Origin of the sequence: Streptomyces sp. NBC_00440 (assembly GCF_036014215.1) — a bacterium.
Taxonomy (GTDB): Bacteria; Actinomycetota; Actinomycetes; order Streptomycetales; family Streptomycetaceae; genus Streptomyces.
Genome location: NZ_CP107921.1, coordinates 6,490,998 through 6,509,360 on the forward strand (window position 1 = coordinate 6,490,998; position 18,363 = coordinate 6,509,360).

An 18,363-nucleotide genomic window follows, 5' to 3' on the forward strand; every position below is an offset into this window, starting at 1 on the left:
TCAGGAACGATGTCGTTCAGGAACGATCAGGAACTGGTGAGGGAGCGCGATGAACCTCGGACGGTACGTACGCAGGACAACCAGCCATCAGCCCGGCGCCGAAGCCGTGGTCTGCGGGGCGACCCGGCTCACGTACGCGGCCCTCGACGAGCAGAGCGACCGGCTCGCCACCGCCCTGCACGGCCTGGGCCTCCGCAAGGGCGACTGTGTGGCGACCCTGGCGGGCAACCGCGCGGAACTCGTCGTCACGGAGATGGCCCTGTACAAGGCGGCGCTGGTGCGCGCCCCGGTCAACGCCCGGCTCGGTGAGGGGGAAGTGGCCCATCTGCTGCGCGAGTCGGGAGCGCGCGTCCTGCTCGCCGACGCCTCCCACCTGGACGCGGCGCGGCACGCGGTGCCCGGCAGCGGGGTGCGGACGGTGATCGGTTACGACGGGCCGAGCGACCTCGGTCCCGGCTACGCCGGCCTCCTCGCCGACGCCGTCCCCGACCCGGTCGACACCGACTGCGACGACGGCGACCCCGCCGTCCTGCACTTCACCTCCGGCTCGACGGGCAAGCTCAAGGCCGCGATCCAGACGTACGGCAACCGGGCAGCGGTGATGCGCAAGATGGTGATGGGTCCGGACACCCGCGTCGGCCCCGGCGACCGGCAGATCCTGGCCGGCCCCGTGACCCACGCCTCCGGTATGCCGCTGCTCGGCATCTTCTTCGCGGGCGGGTGCGCGGTGGTGCTGCCGAGCTGGGATGCCGAGGGCTTCCTCGCCACCGTCCAACGGGAACGCGCGACGCATGCGTTCGTCGTCCCGACCATGGTCAACACGGTGCTCGCGCTGCCGGAAGCCCGCTCCTACGACGTCTCCACCCTGCGCCAGCTGATATACGGGGCCGCGCCCATGTCGCCCCAGCGCATCCGTGAGGCCTGGGAGTTGTTCGGCCCGGTGCTGTCCCAGGGGTACGGCTGCGGGGAGACCACATCGGGAGTGCTGTTCCTGTCGACGGATGACCACCGGCGTGCCATCGAGGGCGAGGACGAGGAACTGCTGCTGTCCTGCGGCCGGCCGCGGGCCGAGGCCGAGGTCGAGGTCGTGGACGAGCACGGGGTGCCGGTGCCGGACGGCGAGATCGGGGAGATAGCGGTACGGGGCCCTGACGTCGTGCCCGGGTACTTCAACGAACCGGACCTCACCGCCGCCTCCTTCCGCGACGGCTGGTTCCTCACCGGCGACCTCGCGCGCCGCCGCGCGGACGGCTACGTCTTCATCGTCGACCGCAAGAAGGACATGATCATCTCCGGCGGTTTCAACATCTACGCCGTCGAGGTCGAGTCCGTCCTGCACCAGCATCCGCAGGTGTACGCGGCTGCCGTGGTCGGTGTCCCGGACGACCGGTGGGGCGAGGCGGTCAAGGCCGTCGTCGTGCCGCGCGAGGGCAGCACGCTGACCGAGGCCGGGCTCATCGATTTCTGCGCCGAACGCCTGGCCCGCATGAAGAAGCCCCGCTCGGTCGACTTCGTCGACGCGCTGCCCCACAACCCCAACGGCAAGATCGACCGCCGTGCGATCCGCGACCCCTACTGGGCGGGCTCCGGGCGCCGCGTCCACTGAGGTCTGCCGCTTGCCCCCGGACCCCCGTTGAACAGGAGCCACACCATGCCCTTCACCCTCGAACCCTCCTACGACGACAACCCGCGCCTGCGGACACTGGTCGCCGACCTGCGCCGCTACCTCCACGAGGAGCTCATCCCGTACGAGCGCGAGCGGGGCCTGACCCCGGAGACCAAGCTCGACCGGGCCACTCTCGAACACGTCTGGAAACGCAGCCGCGAACTCGGTTTCTACGGCGTCAGCCTGCCCCCCGAACTGGGCGGACAGGGGCTGAGCCTGGCCGAACTCTGCGCTCTGAAGGAGGAACTGACCGCATCCGGAGCCGTGTTGTCCCACTCGGTCCTCGGTGACATGGGCGGACCGCTGCGCGCCGGCTCCATCGTCAAGTACGCGACCGAGTACCAGCTGGAGCACTATCTGCTCCCCGTCATCCGGGGCGAACGTGCCTGCTGCTTCTCCATCACGGAGCAGGACGCGGGCTCGGACGTACGGCGCATGACCACCACCGCCACACCTGACGGCGATTCCTACGTCCTCACCGGCCGGAAGGTGTTCAGCTCGGCCGCGCCTTTCGCCGACTTCGCCGTCGTCGTCGCCCGCATGGCCGGTACGGAGGAGGCGTACAGCGCGTTCCTCGTCGACCTCGACAGCCCCGGCTGCCGGGTACTCGACGGCGAAGTCCCCATGTCCGGGCAGCAGATGGAGGGCGACCTGGACTTCGACGGCTGCCGTGTCCCCGCCGCGAACCTGCTGGGCGAGATCGGCCAGGGGCTGCGCATCGGCATCGGCCGCATCACCCTCAACCGCCTCCTGCACTGCCCCTCGCTCATCGGTGCGGCACGGCGCGCCTGGGATCTGTCCGTGGAGTACTCCAAGAGCCGCGTCGCCTTCGAGCAGCCACTCCTCGCCCTCCAGGCCATCCAGCACAAGCTCGCGGACATGGCCACCGACATCTACGCCGCCCGCTCCGCGGTCATGGCCACGGCAGCCCGCGCCGACCAGGGGGCGAACATCGGCGTCGAGGCCAACATGTGCAAGCTGCTCACCGCCGAGTCCTGTTTCCGCGTCGCCGACCAGGCCGTACAGATCCACGGCAAGGCCGGGCTCACCCGCGGCCACGAGGTCGAGCAGATCTTCCGGACGCTGCGCATGTTCCGCGTCGTCACCGGGACCAGCGAGATCCACAAGAACGCGATCGCCAAGTCGCTGATCTGAGCGGCAGCCGTCGGCCGGGCAGCCGCGCGCCGGGCAGGTGCGTGCCGAGCACGGACCGCCCGGCACTCCGGCCCCCCTGCTCTTCCACGAACCCGCAGGAGTCACTCTTGGCACCCCGGCCCCGACCCCGACCCTTCCCTGAACCCCGTCCCCTCCCCGAACCCCGGTCCTCTGCCGACGGAGGCAGCGGCGGCCGCGCAGCGCCCTCTCCCTCCTACGACCGCCGCCGCGCCTGGCTGGTCACCGCCCTGATCGTGGCCTTCATGGTCGTCAACTTCGCCGACAAGTCCGCCCTGGGCCTGGCCGCCGTCCCGGTGATGGCCGACCTGCACATCAGTAACAGCACCTACGGGCTGGTCTCCAGCTCCTTCTCCCTGCTGTTCAGCCTCTCCGGTCTGGTCGTCGGGTTCTTCTCCTCGCGGCTGTCCAGCCGGCTGCTGCTGTTCGTCATGGGGCTGCTGTGGGCGGTGGCCCAACTCCCGGTCGTCGTCGTGGCCACGGTGCCCACCCTCGTCGCCGGCCGCCTGCTGCTCGGCGCCGCCGAAGGGCCCGCCGCCTCGATGTCCATGCACGCCCTGTACAAGTGGTTCCCGCCCGAGCGGCGCGGGCTGCCATCGGCGCTGCAGATCGGCGGCGCGGCCCTGGGTACCCTGGTCGCCGCACCGGTGGTCACCTGGCTCATCAGCGCCTTCGGCTGGCGTTCGGCCTTCGCCGCCCTCGGCGTGGCCGGCGCGGTCTGGAGCCTGCTGTGGTGGAAGGGCGGACATGACGGTCCGTACGACGATGCTGGCCGGCCGCCTCACGGCCCGGCCGCCCCGCAGGCCTCCGACCGGCTGCCCTACCGCAAACTGCTGCTCAGCGGCACGGTGCTGGGGAGCATATCCAGCGCTTTCGGCGCCTCCTGGGCGCTGTCCCTGAGCCAGGCGTGGCTGGCCCCCTACCTCCGGACACAGCTCGGCATGTCGGCGGGGACCGCCGCGACCACCATCAGCGCCGTATCGGCCTTCAGCCTCGTCCTCCTGCTGACGGTCTCCCTCTTCGTCGACCGGCTCAAGTCGCGCGGCATGTCGAGCCGTTGGGCGTGCGGTGGGCTGCAGGGCGCCGTGGTGTGCGTCGCGGCGGTGGCCATGGCGGGCTTCCCCCTGACCCATGCGCCGGGCCCCCGCGTCCTGCTCATCGCCGTGGCCTTCGCCGTTGCCTCGGTAGCTGTTCCCCTGCACTACATGACCACGGCCGAGGCCGTTCCCGCCTCCCAGCGAGGCGCGGTGTTCGGCATCGTCGCCGCCACCGGTACCCTTCCCGGCCTCGTCGTTCCCGCCGTCACCGGCCACCTCATCGACGCGGGGCCGACCCAACAGGAGGGCTACCGCACCGCGTTTCTCCTCGCTGCCGGCGTCATGTTCGTCGCCGGAGCGGTGGCCATCGCCGCTATCCGGCCCGAACACGACGCACGGCGCCTGGGCCTGGCCACCGGGAGGAGGCCGGGCTGTTCACCGACTTCGCCGAAGTGTCCGGAGCCCGGCGGAACATGCTGTGGATGATTTCGGGATGGGGCCCGCCCGGGAGCTGATGACCCGACTGGGAGCAGCAAGCGCTTCTCGACCTGGCTGAGGGGGAGTGTTGATCGGGCTCCGCGGGGCGAGCCGCTGACGGGCGGACACATGACAACCGTCATGTCCGGCATACCGGGCATGACGGAAGTGCGGCTGCGACAGCCCTCAGGCTTCGGCGCCGCCCGGTTCCCGGCTGGTGTCCCCGCCCATCAGCCAGGGCCTGACCTGCTGGCGGGCGCGGTGCAGGCGGGACTTCACGGTGCCGACCGGCAGGTTCATCCGGTCGGCGATCTCCGCGTAGTCGAGTTCGCAGATGTCGCGGTAGATCAGCGGTGTCACCAGCTGCGGAGCCTCGCGCTCCAGCCGCTCCAGGGCTTCGAGCAGATCGACGCGCGAGCCCGCGATCACGCTGGTGGTGCGCGGGTCGGGGTGGGTCGCCTCCGCCGTGGTCAGCGGGGTCTCGGCCGAGCGCCGCTTGAGCTCGCGGTACTTCTGCCGCGAACAGTTGGCGACCACCGTGTACAGCCAGGTGCTGAACTTGCTGCGGCCTTCAAAACGGTGGATGTTGCGCGCCACCTGGACGAGCACGTCCTGGGCCGCCTCCTCGGCGTCCTCGCGGTACAGGAGGAACCGGGCACAGCGGCGCAGCACATCGGGACTGATGTCCCGCAGCAGGGCGTCCAGAGCTGCCTGGTCGCCGCTGGACGCACGGACGGCCAGGGCCTCTGTTCCATCGGCGGGCCGGGTCACGGGAGGGTGTCCGCCGTTCGGGCCGGCTGGACTCGCTGGGGGATCACCCATGCATGATAGCCACATGTCCGTACCAGAAGAGATTGGCCGGTACCGCGTACTGCGGCGCCTCGGCACGGGGGCCTTCGCCGTGGTGTGGCTGGCCCACGACGAACGGCTGCACGCCGAGGTCGCGGTGAAGGTGATGGCCGACAACTGGTCGTACCGCCTGGACATCCGCGAACGCTTCGTGGCGGAGGCGCGATTGCTGCGCAGAGCCAACTCGGGTGGCGTGGTCCAGGTCTTCGACATCGGCGATCTCCCGGACGGACGGCCCTACTTCGTCATGGAGTACGCCGACCACGGCACCCTGGACGACCTGTTGACCGCGGGCGAGCTCGACGTGGACGAGGCGCTGCGGCTGACCGCCGAGGCGGCGCGCGGCGCGGCCGCACTGCACGACGCGGACATCGTGCACCGGGACATCAAGCCGTCGAACATCCTGCTCAAGGGCCGTCCGGGCGGCCACGAGCGGGTCCTCATCGCCGACCTGGGCCTGGCGAAGAACCTGGCCCAGGCGTCCGGCCTCACCGTGATCGCGGGCAGCAGTGGCTATATGGCGCCCGAGCAGGCGGAGCCGTACGACGGCATCGACGCGCGCGCCGACGTCTACAGTCTCGGCGCCGTCCTCCACCACCTGCTGACCGGCACGGTTCCCGGCCCGCCCGGCAAGGTGCTCCCCGCCGACGAGCTGCGGCCAGGCCTGCCCGCGCAGGTCGTGGCGGCGGTGCAGCGGGCCATGGAGCCGGACCGGGAGCAGCGCTGGGAGAGCGCGCGGGCGTTCACGGCGGAGCTGGAGCGGCTGCGGGAGCTCCCCACGTCCGGGGCGACGGCACCGGCCCCGGTCGGCCCGCCGGTACCTTCGGCCCCTGCTGGTTCGCCGGCACCGTCCGCCCCGGCCGGTTCGCCCGTACCGTCCGCCTCCGGTGCGTCTTCGGCCCCTGTGGGTTCGCCCGTTCCGCCGGCCCCGGGTGCACCTTCCGTCCCCAGTGGTTCGCCCGTACCGTCCGCTTCCAGTGCGTCTTCGGCCCCTGCTGGTTCGCCCGTACCACCGGCCTTCGGTGCACCTTCGGCCCCCAGCGCTTCGCCCGTACCTCCTGGTCCGGTGTTCGGCTCGCCCGTACCGGCGAATCCGGGCGACTTCGCCGCGCCGTCGCCCTCCCCGGAGCCCGTGGCGTTCTCCGAGTCCTTCGGCGCCCCCGAATTCGTCGCCTCCCCGGGGGCCTCCGCGTCCTTCACCTCGCCCGAGCGGCCCGGGCAGCCCGCGGGCTCCGTGTCCCCGGTGCCTGCGGCACCCGGCGGGGGCGGCCCTGATGCCCCGCGGCCCACCCGTACGCGGCGTCCCCGGACGTTGCGGACCGTACTGACCGTACTGACGGCCGTGGTCGTCGTCGCCGGGGCGGGAACGGCGCTGACCCTGTGGGAGCGCAGGCCGCCCAGCACGGAGCAGGTCAGCGACGCCACCGGGAAGCTCAGTCTGGAAGTCCCGCACGCCTGGGCCGTGCAGCTGGCCGACTCCGGCTGGTCACCCGGCGTCCTCGGCCTCGGCCGTACGCACCGGGCCGGCCTGACAGTGGCGGACTCCGTCTCGGGCTGGTCCGATCTGCGGACGGACGACGACGGCGTGTTCGCCGGTACGGTCGCTCCCGGGACGAGCAGTTCGGCGGCCCTGACCGCGAAGGTGAAGAAGAGCACCCACCCGGGCTGCCGGGACGCCGGCACGAAGACGTACTCGGACAGCAGGTGGCACGGCACCGTCCGCACCTGGGATTCCTGCGGAACCGGGGGCAGGAGTCTCAAGGAGATCGCGCTCGTCCCGGTCGCCGAGGGCAACCCTCCGGTGTACGTACAGATCAGGTGTGCCGAGAGCTTCGGCTCCGGCGCCACCGACCGCATTCTGCGGAGTGTGCGGGCCGCGGCGTGAACTTTTCGGTCCTTCCGGTCATCGGAGGTAGTCATAGGGACGCCACAGAAGGGACGGTCGGCACCATGCCGAATCGAGGACAGCGGGGCAGCGAGGGCCATCTGACCGGGGCGGGCGGGAGGGCCACGTTCGCCGGCCGCCGAGGCATGGTCGCCGGGGCCGCCGCAGCGGCCGTCGCGAGCGCACTGCTGCTCGGCGGGTGCGGCAACAGCGACTCAGGACCGCAGAAGGTCGCCAGCGTCGGCGGCCCGGTGACCAGTGGCGCGTCGGTCCCCGCGGCCGGCACCGGCAAGGAACCGACCCCGCAGGAGTCGGGGTCCGGAAGCGGCCAGGGGTCGCCCACCCCTCCGCCCGGGGCGGACAGCTCCGGGAGCAGCAGCGCAGCGCCGCAGCGGAGCGGCGGCACCGGCGGCACCGGCGGAGGTGGGAAGACACCCCCACCGGCGGCCCCGACCCGCTGCCACACCTCCGAACTCCGTCTGACGATCGGCGACGACCACCCCGGCGCGGGGCAGGAGGACTTCGCGCTGGTCCTCACCAACATGTCCGGCCACACCTGCACCGTCAGCGGTTTCCCGGGCCTGGCCTTCGTGGACAACGGCGGCAGCCAGGTCTCGGTGGATCCCGAACGCACCGGTTCCTCCGGCGGGCCGGTGAAGGTGGCACCCGGGGCGAGCGCCTGGGCGCCGCTGACGTTCACCAACCCGGATGTGTCGGGGGCGGGCAAGGTGACACCGCCGACCGTACGAGTCACCCCGCCGGACGAGAAGGTCGCGCTGATCGTGCCGTGGAACGGCGGCGCGGTGCCGGCGGACGGGAGTTCGGGGCCGCAGGTCGGGTCGTTCTCGGCAGGCTCGGGCGGCTGAGTACAGGACGCGGGAACCAGAAAGGGGCGGGCCGCATCTGCGGTCCGCCCCTTCCGATGTGCCACGTGTTCCGGTGCCTCGGTCAGCCGGTGACGCTGATGTGCGAGGCGAGCGCGGTGACGTCGAGTTCACCGTTGTCGACCCACTGGGGGAACTTCAGGGTCTTGTGCGTGGTGGACGCGGGCGGCGTGACCACCAGGTAGGAGGCGTGCCGGGCATCGGAGGTACCGGTGTTGGCGTGCGTCCAGGCGATGACCGACTCGGCGCTCTGACCGTCCTTGAGGGTCAGGGTCTGCTTGGCCGGGCTCTTGGCGTACCACGTGCTGCCCCAGTGCACCGAAGACCCCAGCGTGTGGTGGCTCGCGTCCTGGAGCCCGAGTCCCGGGTATCCGCGCAGGTCGCAGGTGTGGCCGCTGGTGTTCTTGAGCTTGAGGACGACGCCCTCGTGGTTCATCCCCCCGGACAGTCCCTGCCCGAAGGAGGCAGTGAGCCCCGATGTGGCGCAGGTGGGCACGGACGCCGCCTGGGCGGCCCCGGCTCCGGCGAGCCCGAGTCCGGCGACAGCGACGACGGCGAGCCCCGCGCCGCCTATACGGCGGGCGATGCGGGTGCCGGCGCCTGCGCGCCCGGCGGTGCTGTTCCGATACTGCTCAGCCATGTCGATCGATCTCCACTCTCAATGGTGCGCTTCTCGATGCTGCGGTGCGGGTTCTCTTCGCGTCCCCCATGCAATGAGATGGGGAAGACAGCCAGAAAGTTCACGGTAAATCCGCCCAGATACGCCGGATACGGCGGGTGACGGAAGCGGAACGGCCCCCTCAGGCGAAGGCGCGCTCCGCCTCGATCTCCTCCAGTGACTTGCCGGCCGTGTCGGGCATGAAGAAGAAGCCGACCGACCCGCTGATCACCAGGAACACGGCCAGCAGCGCGGCCACCGGCCGGATGCCGGTGCTGGCGAGCGCCGGTACGAACAGGCTCCAGATACCGACGAAGGTCCGTGAGAGGCCGAAAGTGAAGCCCTGGGCCGTGCCGCGCAGCATGGTCGGGAACAGCTCCTGGCTGAAGATCTTGTAGAGCGGTTCCCCGGCGAATGTGCCGCCCACCGCGAAGAGCACGATGTTCAGGATGATCACCGGGATGGTGAACGGCAGGACCAGATAGCTGACATAGGCGATGACCTGCATGGCGCCGCCCGCACCCCACATCCATTTGCGGGTGAGGTGGCTCCGGTCGACGTAGCTCATGAACAGCAGCGCCGCACCGATGCTCACCACGAACCCCGCACAGGCGAGACCCACCCCCGCCGACTGGCTGCCCGCGTGCAGGGTCCTGATCATGTACGGGGTGAAGATGCCGTTGGTCGCTGCGGCCAGTCCCCAGAAGAGGTAGATCGTCCCGGTCCAGATCAGCGCGTTCCTGTTGGGCCCCTGGAAGAGAGCCCTCGCGGTGGGCCGCGCCGACAGCCCCGATGCGAACGCCCTTTTCCAGCGCGCCGATTCCGCCAGACCGCGCCGCAGTGCCCACGTGACCAGCGCCACGACGAACAGCTGGAGAAACACCAGCCGAATACCGAGCAGGCCGAACGGGGCGAGGGCGAGCGCGAGCAGCAGCACAATGACCGGGCCCAGACTCCAGGCGATCTGGGTGAATCCGAGAAGCTTTCCACGCGCCGCTGCCGGTGCGAACTCACCCACCAGGGCGAGCGAAGTGGGGACGTCCGCGCCGACCGCCAGTCCGACGACAAAAGTACCCAGAAAGAGCATCAGCGGGTTGACCGCGAGAGCGATGCAGAGAATTCCCGCCGCATAGACCAGCAGGTCGTACTTGTAGATACGTTTGCGGCCCAGCGTGTCACCCAGCCGGCCCCCGATGAACGCGCCGATCGCGCAGCCGACCGCATTGGGTCCGAGTGCCGCGAGCAGCCCCACGGCATTCGAACTCAGGTGCAGATAGGACTGGAACATCACGAGCCCCGCGCCCAGCGCGACGATGGATCCGGCGTCCATGTAGGAGGCCATACCGGCCAGCACCGACCATTTCCACTGCTCGGCTGTGACTTTCCCGTCCTCGCTGTCCGCCGTTTCCGCAGCTGCCGTACCGAAATCGCCTGTCTCCTGGGGGATCATGCCTTTCTCCGGATCTGTTCGTGGTTCGCGGTCCTGGTCGGCGGCCGGCGGTCGGCGGCCCGTGGTCCGCGCCGGCTGCGGCGCGACCGTCTGTGCGCTGTACTGCGCTGTACTGCACTGATGGAGCGGCCGGCACGGGCAGCCGGGATTTCGCAGCTGCATTGTCCCGGCAATGCGGGGTACGGAGTGGTCCGGCACTCCGTACTGCGGACGGTTGTGCGTGAGGGCGCGCCGACACGCGGTCTCCTGTGTTTCCCCGAAGAAACTGGACAGGGGAGACCGAAGCGATGATGAACGCGGCAATGCCGCTCTGCAGACGGGATGACATGAGCAAGGGACGCCCCCGACGAGAAACACGGCCGTCCGGCGGATCGAACTCCGCCAACGACCGGCTGCTCCGTATCCTGCTACGGCGCCGCAAACGGTCACTGAGCGTCGATGACGTGACGGTCACCGACAAACCCGAAGTGCGCAGAGCGGTGTCCGCATCCGCTCTCGGCAACATGATGGAGTGGTTCGACTTCGGTGTGTACGCCTATTTGGCGGGCATCCTCGGCGAGGTCTTCTTCCCTTCCAGCTCGCCCGGTGCACAGGTTGTGTCCACGTTCGCCACGTTCGCCGCCGCATTCCTCGTACGGCCCCTCGGCGGCCTGGTGTTCGGCCCGCTCGGCGACCGTATCGGACGTAAACGCGTACTCGCCGCGACCATGATCATGATGGCGATCAGTACATTCGCTGTCGCGTTCCTGCCGAGCTATGACTCGATCGGATTCACCGCACCGATCCTGCTGCTCGTCTGCCGTCTCGTGCAGGGCTTCTCCACCGGTGGTGAATATGCCGGGGCGACCACCTATATCGCCGAGTACTCACCCGACAAGAGGCGTGGATTCCTGGGCAGTTGGCTGGACTTCGGTACGTTCGTCGGCTACTCGCTCGGTTCCGGCATCGTCACCATCCTGACCGCGGTGCTCGGGCACGACGGGATGGTGCACTGGGGCTGGCGGATCCCGTTCCTGGTGGCCGGGCCCCTCGGGCTGATCGGCCTCTACATGCGGCTGCGGCTGGAGGAGACCCCCGCCTTCAAGCGCCAGGCCGAGGAGGCCGCGGCGGAGTACGCGAAGGAGCCGCACGACGAGGGCGACGAGGACCCGGTGGAAGTGGCCCGGCAGTCCGGCCACGGACGGCTGAAGGAGATCTTCACCCAGCACTGGCAGGCGGTGCTCATCTGCATGGGTCTTGTCCTGCTCTACAACGTGACCAACTACATGGTGACGTCGTACCTGCCGACCTTCATGACCGAGACGCTCAACCAGGACGCGCTCACCGCCCAGCTGCTGGTGCTCGGCACCATGATCGTGGTGGTGCTCACCATCACCACGGTGGGCCGCAGCTCCGACCGCTGGGGCCGCAGGCCCGTCTTCATGGCGGGCAGTATCGCGCTCATCGTCCTCTCGGTTCCGGCGTTCCTCCTGATCAAGCAGGGTGGCATCCTGCTGCCCGCGTTCGGCTGCCTCATCCTGGGCCTGCTGCTGGTGTGCTTCGCCGGTACGTCGGCTTCCACCTTGCCGGCGCTCTTCCCGACCCGGCTGCGGTACGGGGCCCTGTCGATCTCGTTCAACGTCTCGGTCTCGCTCTTCGGCGGTACGACGCCGCTGATCGCATCGGGTCTGGTCGAGGTCACCAAGAACGACATGGTCCCCGCGTACTACCTGATGGTCGCCGGGGTCATCGGATTCATCGCCACCTACTTCCTGCACGAGACGGCGGGCCGGCCCCTGCGCGGCTCGGGTCCCATGGTGGAGACCCACGACCAGGCGCGCTCACTGGTCGCCGAGAGCCGTACGGAGGCCGGACGCCGGGCGCGGGACGTGTGGATCCATCTGCGGCACCCGTGGGCCCGGCACAACGGCGACAAGCAGGGCTGACATCCGCCGGGGCCGCACCGTCCGCGCGGGCTGACGGTGCCGTCCGGCGGGCGGCGTGTCGATGAGCACTCCTGACGGCAATATATAATTGCGATATGCATCTATCTCCGGCCTCCGACGAGCAGCGGATCGAGGACGCCGCCCGAGGGCTTCTGCGAGGCATCGGGCGGCTCTCCCAGGCGCTGTTCAGGGCCGGAGAATTCGGACTTCCGCGCAGCCACACCGCCATACTCGACGCCCTGGATCCCAGGCCGCGCCGGGTCACCGAGATCGCCGCCTACACCGGCATCGCCCAGCCGCGGGTGACCGTCGTCCTCCAGGAGCTGGAGGAGCGCGGACTCATCGAGCGCGAGCGCTGCGTCAAGGACCGGCGCGTCGTCGAGGCGTCGCTCACACCTGCCGGCGCAGAGCTCATGGAGCGGGCGCGGCAGCGTATGGCCTCGGCCCTTCTCGAAGGACTGGGGACGAACGTCGACGATCCGGAGCGGGCTGTGGGACTGGCCCGGGATGCGGTATCCACCCTTCTGCACGCCGTCGAACCGGAGGTCAGTTGACCACCCCAGCTACCGAAGCCGCCCAAGCCACAGCCGAGCCGGACGGAGGCCGGCCACCCCGTACAGGAGGTTCCGTCGCACCCCGCCGGGTCGGCGGGCCGAGACGCTGGTGGGACGGGGTACTCGCCGCCGACCCCGGTCTCGGTCAGCTACAGGCCGGGTGGCGCTCGATGGTCGCCATCATCACCGGCCTCGCCGTCGGCTACGGGATGTCCGTCGCCCTGACCCTGCCGGCCATGCTCGGCATGATGGTCGGCGGCATGCTGGGCATGATGAGCGCGTTCGCCATCGCGGAGAACACCCCGCTCCGGCTGACCCGTTCCATCCTGTGGATGCCGTTCCCCTTCTCGGCCGTGCTGGCGCTCTCCGCGTGGTTGATCGGTGACCGTGTGCTGGAGCTCACCCTGATGGTGGTGGCGCTGGCGCTGACGTTCTTCCTCGCACGGTTCGGGTCGCTGGCGCTGCTCACCGGCATGATGCTCTTCAACTCGTTCATGGTCGGCATGATGTCGAACATCCCGCTGAACCTGTGCGGGAAGCTGTTCGTCGTGGCGCTGGTGTCCGCGGTGGGGATCCTCGTCTCCCGGCTGCTGCTCTGCTGCCCGATGCCCCGCGAGGACCTGCTCCGTACCCAGCGCGCGTTCGTCGTCGAGGCGCGCCGGGTCGGTGACGCCGCCACGGCCGCGCTGGACCCCGACGCCGACCACGACGTCGCCATCAAGCGGATGCGGCGGAGCCTGCGCCGTCTCAACATCACCACCGTCACCATCGACGGACGCCTCGCCCAGCCCGAGGTCGCCGCCGACCCGCACACCGCCGAACTGCTCCACCAGTACCTCTTCGACGCCGAGCTGGCCCTCCAGGGCATAGGCCAGGCGGTGCAGCGGCTCGCCCGGATGCCCGTGCCGCCGCGCCTGCGCGAGGCGATGGTCGTCGCGCTGGTCGTCGCCCGCGACACCCCGCTCGGCCGGGCCGACGCCCTGCACCCGGCGGCCCGGCTCATCCAGCAGCAGGCCACCGAGATTCTCTCCGACCGGGACGCGAGCCCCGACGAGGCCGAAGCCGCGATGCTGGCCCGGCGGGTCGGCCACCTCCTCGACTCGCTCGCCGACTCCCTCGCGCACTGGCTCGAACTCGGCTGGAACGCGCCGAAGGCCCGCGCCAAGGTCCCCTTCCAGCCCACGGTCGCCCTGGAGCAGAACCGCCCGGCCGGAGCCGGCGCGGTCGCCCGGCGGATCGCGGCGGCCCAGGAGCGGAAGGGCTGGCGCCGCGTCATTCCGTACGTACGCGTACCGCTGCACGCGGCGGTGGCCTGCGCCATCGTCTGTCCGATCACCGACGCCATCGACCCCCGGCGCTTCTACTGGGGACTGATCGGCGTGATGATCACGCTGTTCGGCACCAACACCACCCATGAGCGGCTGCGCAAGCTCGCCCACCGCATGGTCGGCACGGTCGCCGGCGCGGTGATCGGCATCTGGCTGCTCCACCTCATCGGCCCCGGCCACGTCTACTGGACGCTGCTGGTCATCGTGGCGGGACTCGGCCTGGGCGCCTGGGGCATGCAGCGCCAGTACGCCTACTGGGTCGTGGGACTCGTCACCGCGCTCGTCCAGCTCTACGGGATGTCCACCCCCTACAGCAGGATGGACCACCTGCTGGGCGAGCGTCTGCTGGACAACGGGCTCGGAATCCTCGTCGCCACCGCCTGTGCCGCGCTGATCTTCCCGCTCTCCACCCGGAAGGTCGCCCAGGAGGCCGATCGCGGCTATGTCGCGGCGCTCCAGCACCTGATCACCCAGATCCGCGAACGCTGGGAGGACCCCGAGGCCCCGGTCCGGCTGCGCGGCGCGGCCCGCGGGGTCGACGCGGCCCTCTTCCAGGTCCGCAGCGTGGCCCGGCCGCTGGTCCGGATGCCGCTGGGGATACGGGGACGCGGCGCCGAGAACCGGCTCGCACTCCTCGCCACCGCCACCGCGCACGCACGGGCACTCGCCGCCGCGGCCGATGTCGACATCGATCTCGGGCCCCGGCTCACCGGGCACGTCGAGCGGATCACGCAGACGCTCCTGGAGTCGCTGCGGGCGCTCGACCTGCACTTCTCGACCGGGGAGCCCGGCGGTACCTGGGTCCGGGTGAGCCCGCTCATCCGTGACCTCGAAGGGGAGCTGCGGGGGGCGCCGGCAGGTCCACGCGCCGACCGGCTGCACATCGCGCTCAGGGAACTGGCCGCACTGGACGAGGTGCTGGCCGGACTGGCCGAGGGCCGCGGTCTGGAGACCGTCACCGCCTCCGCCGAGCGGGCCACCACGCCCGCCGAAGCTCCCCGTACGCCGGCCAGCACGCCACGGGAGCGCCGTACCCAGGAGGTCCTGGCAGCGTGGGCCGCACAGACCCGGCTCCAGGCCGGTGAGCGGACGCCGGGCAGCACGCCGGGACCGCACGGACCGGTCACGGCCCAGGCCGGCCCCGGAACGGCGATTCCCGCGCAGAACGCCGGCCCGGGTACGGCGCCCGCCGCCCGCACGGCCGACGGCGGGCGGGACCGGGCGCGTAACGGCGGCGTTCCGGACACCACCGGTGCGCGGAACGGCGGTTCGAGGACCGGCGGTTCCGTCACCGTCAGCGGTTCCGTGCGGTGCGCCGACCACCCGGTCGACTGCGGTGCGTGGATCACGGTGGTCAGTTCCCGGGGCAAGCGCCAGGCAGGCGTCCGGGCGGCCGGTGGCCGCTACCGGATCACCGGTCTGGAGCCCGGCACGTACACGCTCATCGCGGCCGGCTCGTCCCACGCTCCGCGCGCCGAGTTCCTCTCGGTGACGGGTACGGAGGGCGAGATGCACCGCGACATCCAGCTCCACCCGGCGTCGGGGCAGTGAAGGAAAGCGCCGGCCGGACCGGCTGCGCGGGCGAGTGGCCCGCACAGCCGGTCCGGCCGGCGGTGGTGTCCCCGGCAGGCTCCGTCAGTCCGTCGTTCCCCGCACCGGCGTGCCCTGGTCCTCTGTGCCCTGGTCCGGCGCGGCGTGGCGGTCGCGGGCGGCACCGATGCCGATGAACGCCTGCGGCACCAGCAGCACGATCAGCATCACCAGCGGCACCGTCCAGCTGTCGGTGAGCTGGTGCACGGCACCCAGCGCGAGCGGCCCCACCGAGGCCAGCAGATAGCCGAAGCACTGCGCCATGCTGGACAGTTGCGCGGCGTGCCGGCCGTCCGGCGCCCGCTCCACGATGAACAGCATCGCCAGCGAGATCGCCGCGCCCTGACCGAGCCCGAGCAGCACCATCCAGAGGTAGGCCCAGCCCACCGGGGCCAGGACGAGCCCCGCGAAACCGGCAGCGGTCAGCACGGCGCCGACCGTCGCCAGCAGCCCGGGCCGCACGCCCCGCGAGGCGAGGACGGGGGAGACGAAGGCCCCGGCGATCCCCAGCAGGCTGGAGAACGACAGCATCCAGCCCGCGGTGCCCTCGGCCATCCCCGCGTTGCTCAGGATGGTCGGCAGCCATGCCGCGGCGGCGTAGTACGAGAGGGACTGCAGGCCCATGTAGCCGGTGACCAGCCAGGCGACGGGGTGCCGCCACAGCCCCCGCACGGGATGCGCCGCGCTGCGCGCCTCGGCCGCGGTGGCCCGGCTGTGGCGGCGGAGCTGCGGGGCCCAGACGATGACCGCCAGCACACCGAGCAGCCCCCACAGCGCCAGCGTGGAGCGCCAGTCCAGGTGGGCGGCGTGCTCGACGGGGACGGTGATACCGGCCGCCAGCGCGGCCCCGCCGAACAGTGACATCGAGTAGAGACCGGTCATCAGGCCGACCCGGTGCGGGAAGTCGCGCTTGATGACCCCGGGCAGCAGGACGTTGGCGACGGCGATGCCCGCGCCGACGACGACGGTGCCGCCGAGCAGGGCAGCCATCGACGGCACCAGCCGCAGCGCGGTTCCGGCGCAGATCAGCACCATGGTGCCCAGCAGCGCGGGCTCCATGCCGAACCTGCGTCCCAGGCGCGGTGCGAAGGGGGCCAGCAGGCCGAAGCAGAGCAGCGGCAGGGTGGTCAGCAGCCCGACCGCGGTGGCGGACATGCCCGTTCCGGTACGGATGGTGTCGAGCAGCGGCGACGCGGCGACCAGGGCGGGGCGCAGATTCAGCGCCAGGATGATCACGCCGAACGTGAGCAGCCCGCCCGGCCGGACCGGTGTCCGCGCCGCGTCCCGTGCCGGTGCGGACGCGGGTGCGGCCGGTATCGGCTCGCCGGGCGGCCGGGTCGCACTCCGCTCAGCAGGGGTGCCCTTCATGAGCGGCCTCCGGTGTTCTCGCCGGTGCCTGTCCCGGGGCCGGAATCGCCGCTGCCGGGCCGTCCGGGCAGCGGATCCGCGTCCTGCAGGGTCCGTACGGAGGCGATGGTCTCGTTGATGTACTGCTCGACACAGCGGATCGCCCGGTCGGCGTCCGCCGCCTCGATCGCGTCCACCAGGGCGGCGTGCGAATCCAGCTGGAAGCGCGGCCCGTCCGGCAGCGGAGCGTGCGCGACGGAGGTGATCGCGGCGCGCAGCCCGTCGGTGAGATGGCTGTACAGATCGGTGAGCATCCCGTTGTGCGCCGCGGCCACCACCGCGTGGTGGAAGGAGACGTCCGCGTCCACGAACTCCGCGGGATCGGGTTCCTGCCTGGTCTCGTCGCGGCGCCGCAGGGCGGCCCGCAGCGCCGCCACGTCCTCGGGGGTGCGGCGTTCGGCCGCAAGCCGGGCGGCGTCGCGCTCAAGACCGGCCCGTACCTCCAGCGCCTCCAGATGGCTCGCCCGCCGCAGCCGCCGCAGCAGCGCGGCGCCGAGGTCGTCGGCGGCGCGTACGTAGGTCCCGTCTCCCTGGCGGGGCTCCAGCATTCCGCTGTGCACCAGCGCGCGCACCGCCTCGCGCACCGTGTTCCGGCCGACCCCCAGCAGCTCCACCAGGACCGGCTCGGCCGGAATCTTCGTACCGACCGGCCACTCCCGTGACTCGATAAGGGTCTGCAGCTGGTCGATCACGCGTCCGACCAGGCTGGAGCGCTCCGTCGCGCGTAGCGGCATGTCCACCTCCAGGTTCTCCAGGTTCAATACCTCCAATCAACCTAACATCCCATGTTTGACGCGCGGCCGGGGGCCGGACCGCCACCGGTGAGGCGTCGGCAGGCACGGCCTTCCAGTCGGGTCCCGGGGTGCCGAGAACTCCGTAATCCCGGTAGACCGTGCCTGCCCTCACTCCCACATCGTCCGACGAGCCGTCATGACCGGCCGTCAGTGGTCAGCCGGTCCAGTCGATGTGCACGTCGGTGGCGTCCGAGAACTTCCACCATCCGCTCCGGGTGTGGGTCCACTTCTTCGGGATGCCGCTGTAGGCGCCGTAATAGGCGGTGCCGCTGGGGATGTAGAACGCGTCGATGTCCTTGTGCTGTGGCGCTCCGTAGACGCTGTGGGGCTTGGCGTAAGCGACCGACGCGCAGTGGGCCTTGGGCTGGTAGGCCTGATCGGTTCCTGCGGAGTTCCAGTTCAGGCAGACCTTCACGTTGTGCGTCGTGTTGTTGAAGATCGTTCCGCAGACGGCGCCTGCCCAACAGCCGCCCATGGGGTGGACGTCGGTCGGGGCGGCGTGCGCGGGGGTGCTGACGAGCGCCGTGGTGAGCAGGGCGCCGGCACCGATCACGGTGCCGAGGCGGGTGCGTAGGTGCATAGCTGGCCTCTCTGCTGTGACTGCGCCGTTTGCCGGGGCGGCGCGGCTCCCCGTTCGCCGTGGGTCACGACGCATTGAGCCTGCCGAGCGGTGCAACTGCGCTGCA

14 protein-coding genes are annotated in these 18,363 nt (G+C 70.9%); 8 read left to right on the forward strand and 6 right to left on the reverse strand.

Going from position 1 to position 18,363, the window contains the following annotated elements; genetic code table 11:
* The first annotated feature begins 49 nt into the window (after positions 1 to 49).
* From OHB13_RS28930 to OHB13_RS28940, 3 genes are all read left to right on the forward strand, one after another.
* The gene (locus tag OHB13_RS28930) at positions 50 to 1,606 is read left to right on the forward strand and encodes an acyl-CoA synthetase (RefSeq protein WP_328379002.1); all 1,557 of its coding nucleotides are present in this window, start codon (positions 50 to 52) and stop codon (positions 1,604 to 1,606) included.
* 45 nt (positions 1,607 to 1,651) lie between these two features.
* Positions 1,652 to 2,821, forward strand: a complete 1,170-nt coding sequence (locus OHB13_RS28935) for an acyl-CoA dehydrogenase family protein (protein ID WP_328379003.1) — start codon at positions 1,652 to 1,654, stop codon at positions 2,819 to 2,821.
* A 263-nt stretch (positions 2,822 to 3,084) separates the two neighbouring features.
* Positions 3,085 to 4,362 carry an MFS transporter gene (locus OHB13_RS28940; RefSeq protein WP_266860632.1) on the forward strand — a complete coding sequence of 426 codons (1,278 nt, stop codon included), beginning with the start codon at positions 3,085 to 3,087 and terminating at the stop codon, positions 4,360 to 4,362.
* Between the two features lie 177 nt (positions 4,363 to 4,539).
* On the opposite strand, the gene OHB13_RS28945 is transcribed toward OHB13_RS28940, so the two are convergent.
* Positions 4,540 to 5,175 carry an RNA polymerase sigma factor gene (locus OHB13_RS28945; RefSeq protein ID WP_401602729.1) on the reverse strand — a complete coding sequence of 212 codons (636 nt, stop codon included), beginning with the start codon at positions 5,173 to 5,175 and terminating at the stop codon, positions 4,540 to 4,542.
* A gap of 13 nt (positions 5,176 to 5,188) precedes the next feature.
* Here OHB13_RS28945 and OHB13_RS28950 point away from each other — a divergent pair, with 13 nt between their 5' ends.
* Both OHB13_RS28950 and OHB13_RS28955 read left to right on the forward strand, forming a co-directional pair.
* Positions 5,189 to 7,087, forward strand: a complete 1,899-nt coding sequence (locus OHB13_RS28950) for a protein kinase domain-containing protein (RefSeq protein ID WP_328379004.1) — start codon at positions 5,189 to 5,191, stop codon at positions 7,085 to 7,087.
* 65 nt (positions 7,088 to 7,152) lie between these two features.
* Positions 7,153 to 7,953, forward strand: a complete 801-nt coding sequence (locus OHB13_RS28955; protein WP_328379005.1) for a DUF4232 domain-containing protein — start codon at positions 7,153 to 7,155, stop codon at positions 7,951 to 7,953.
* An 82-nt stretch (positions 7,954 to 8,035) separates the two neighbouring features.
* On the opposite strand, the gene OHB13_RS28960 is transcribed toward OHB13_RS28955, so the two are convergent.
* Positions 8,036 to 8,611: a DUF4232 domain-containing protein gene (locus tag OHB13_RS28960; protein WP_328379006.1), complete on the reverse strand. Its 576-nt coding sequence runs from the start codon at positions 8,609 to 8,611 to the stop codon at positions 8,036 to 8,038.
* A gap of 160 nt (positions 8,612 to 8,771) precedes the next feature.
* The gene (locus tag OHB13_RS28965) at positions 8,772 to 10,079 is read right to left on the reverse strand and encodes an MFS transporter (protein ID WP_266852069.1); all 1,308 of its coding nucleotides are present in this window, start codon (positions 10,077 to 10,079) and stop codon (positions 8,772 to 8,774) included.
* A gap of 392 nt (positions 10,080 to 10,471) precedes the next feature.
* Here OHB13_RS28965 and proP point away from each other — a divergent pair, with 392 nt between their 5' ends.
* The 3 genes from proP to OHB13_RS28980 all read left to right on the forward strand — a co-directional run bounded on the left by proP (position 10,472) and on the right by OHB13_RS28980 (position 15,437).
* Entirely contained in the window at positions 10,472 to 12,004 is a 1,533-nt protein-coding gene (proP, locus tag OHB13_RS28970; protein WP_266860631.1) for a glycine betaine/L-proline transporter ProP, read from the forward strand.
* 95 nt (positions 12,005 to 12,099) lie between these two features.
* On the forward strand, positions 12,100 to 12,558 hold the full coding sequence (locus OHB13_RS28975) for a MarR family winged helix-turn-helix transcriptional regulator (RefSeq protein WP_266852067.1): 459 nt from the start codon (positions 12,100 to 12,102) through the stop codon (positions 12,556 to 12,558).
* Positions 12,555 to 15,437, forward strand: a complete 2,883-nt coding sequence (locus OHB13_RS28980) for an FUSC family protein (protein ID WP_328379007.1) — start codon at positions 12,555 to 12,557, stop codon at positions 15,435 to 15,437. The genes OHB13_RS28975 and OHB13_RS28980 overlap by 4 nt, the downstream gene beginning before the upstream one ends.
* A gap of 84 nt (positions 15,438 to 15,521) precedes the next feature.
* On the opposite strand, the gene OHB13_RS28985 is transcribed toward OHB13_RS28980, so the two are convergent.
* The 3 genes from OHB13_RS28985 to OHB13_RS28995 all read right to left on the reverse strand — a co-directional run bounded on the left by OHB13_RS28985 (position 15,522) and on the right by OHB13_RS28995 (position 18,257).
* Positions 15,522 to 16,844: a CynX/NimT family MFS transporter gene (locus tag OHB13_RS28985; protein ID WP_328379008.1), complete on the reverse strand. Its 1,323-nt coding sequence runs from the start codon at positions 16,842 to 16,844 to the stop codon at positions 15,522 to 15,524.
* Complete coding sequence (locus tag OHB13_RS28990; RefSeq protein ID WP_323183628.1) at positions 16,841 to 17,653, reverse strand: FadR/GntR family transcriptional regulator; 813 nt, start codon at positions 17,651 to 17,653, stop codon at positions 16,841 to 16,843. The genes OHB13_RS28985 and OHB13_RS28990 overlap by 4 nt, the downstream gene beginning before the upstream one ends.
* A 178-nt stretch (positions 17,654 to 17,831) precedes the next feature.
* Positions 17,832 to 18,257, reverse strand: coding sequence for a hypothetical protein (locus OHB13_RS28995; protein ID WP_328379009.1), 426 nt, complete (start codon positions 18,255 to 18,257; stop codon positions 17,832 to 17,834).
* Positions 18,258 to 18,363: the final 106 nt, after the last annotated feature.

What these genes read in the sequence shown, in the direction of transcription:
- OHB13_RS28955 (WP_328379005.1), top strand. Translation starts at nt 7,153, where the DNA reads ATGCCGAATCGAGGACAGCGGGGCAGCGAGGGCCATCTGACCGGGGCG.
- OHB13_RS28985 (WP_328379008.1), bottom strand. Translation starts at nt 16,844, where the DNA reads ATGAAGGGCACCCCTGCTGAGCGGAGTGCGACCCGGCCGCCCGGCGAG.
- OHB13_RS28960 (WP_328379006.1), bottom strand. Translation starts at nt 8,611, where the DNA reads ATGGCTGAGCAGTATCGGAACAGCACCGCCGGGCGCGCAGGCGCCGGC.
- OHB13_RS28945 (WP_401602729.1), bottom strand. Translation starts at nt 5,175, where the DNA reads ATGGGTGATCCCCCAGCGAGTCCAGCCGGCCCGAACGGCGGACACCCT.
- OHB13_RS28935 (WP_328379003.1), top strand. Translation starts at nt 1,652, where the DNA reads ATGCCCTTCACCCTCGAACCCTCCTACGACGACAACCCGCGCCTGCGG.
- OHB13_RS28950 (WP_328379004.1), top strand. Translation starts at nt 5,189, where the DNA reads ATGTCCGTACCAGAAGAGATTGGCCGGTACCGCGTACTGCGGCGCCTC.
- OHB13_RS28995 (WP_328379009.1), bottom strand. Translation starts at nt 18,257, where the DNA reads ATGCACCTACGCACCCGCCTCGGCACCGTGATCGGTGCCGGCGCCCTG.
- OHB13_RS28975 (WP_266852067.1), top strand. Translation starts at nt 12,100, where the DNA reads ATGCATCTATCTCCGGCCTCCGACGAGCAGCGGATCGAGGACGCCGCC.
- OHB13_RS28940 (WP_266860632.1), top strand. Translation starts at nt 3,085, where the DNA reads ATGGTCGTCAACTTCGCCGACAAGTCCGCCCTGGGCCTGGCCGCCGTC.
- OHB13_RS28930 (WP_328379002.1), top strand. Translation starts at nt 50, where the DNA reads ATGAACCTCGGACGGTACGTACGCAGGACAACCAGCCATCAGCCCGGC.
- OHB13_RS28965 (WP_266852069.1), bottom strand. Translation starts at nt 10,079, where the DNA reads ATGATCCCCCAGGAGACAGGCGATTTCGGTACGGCAGCTGCGGAAACG.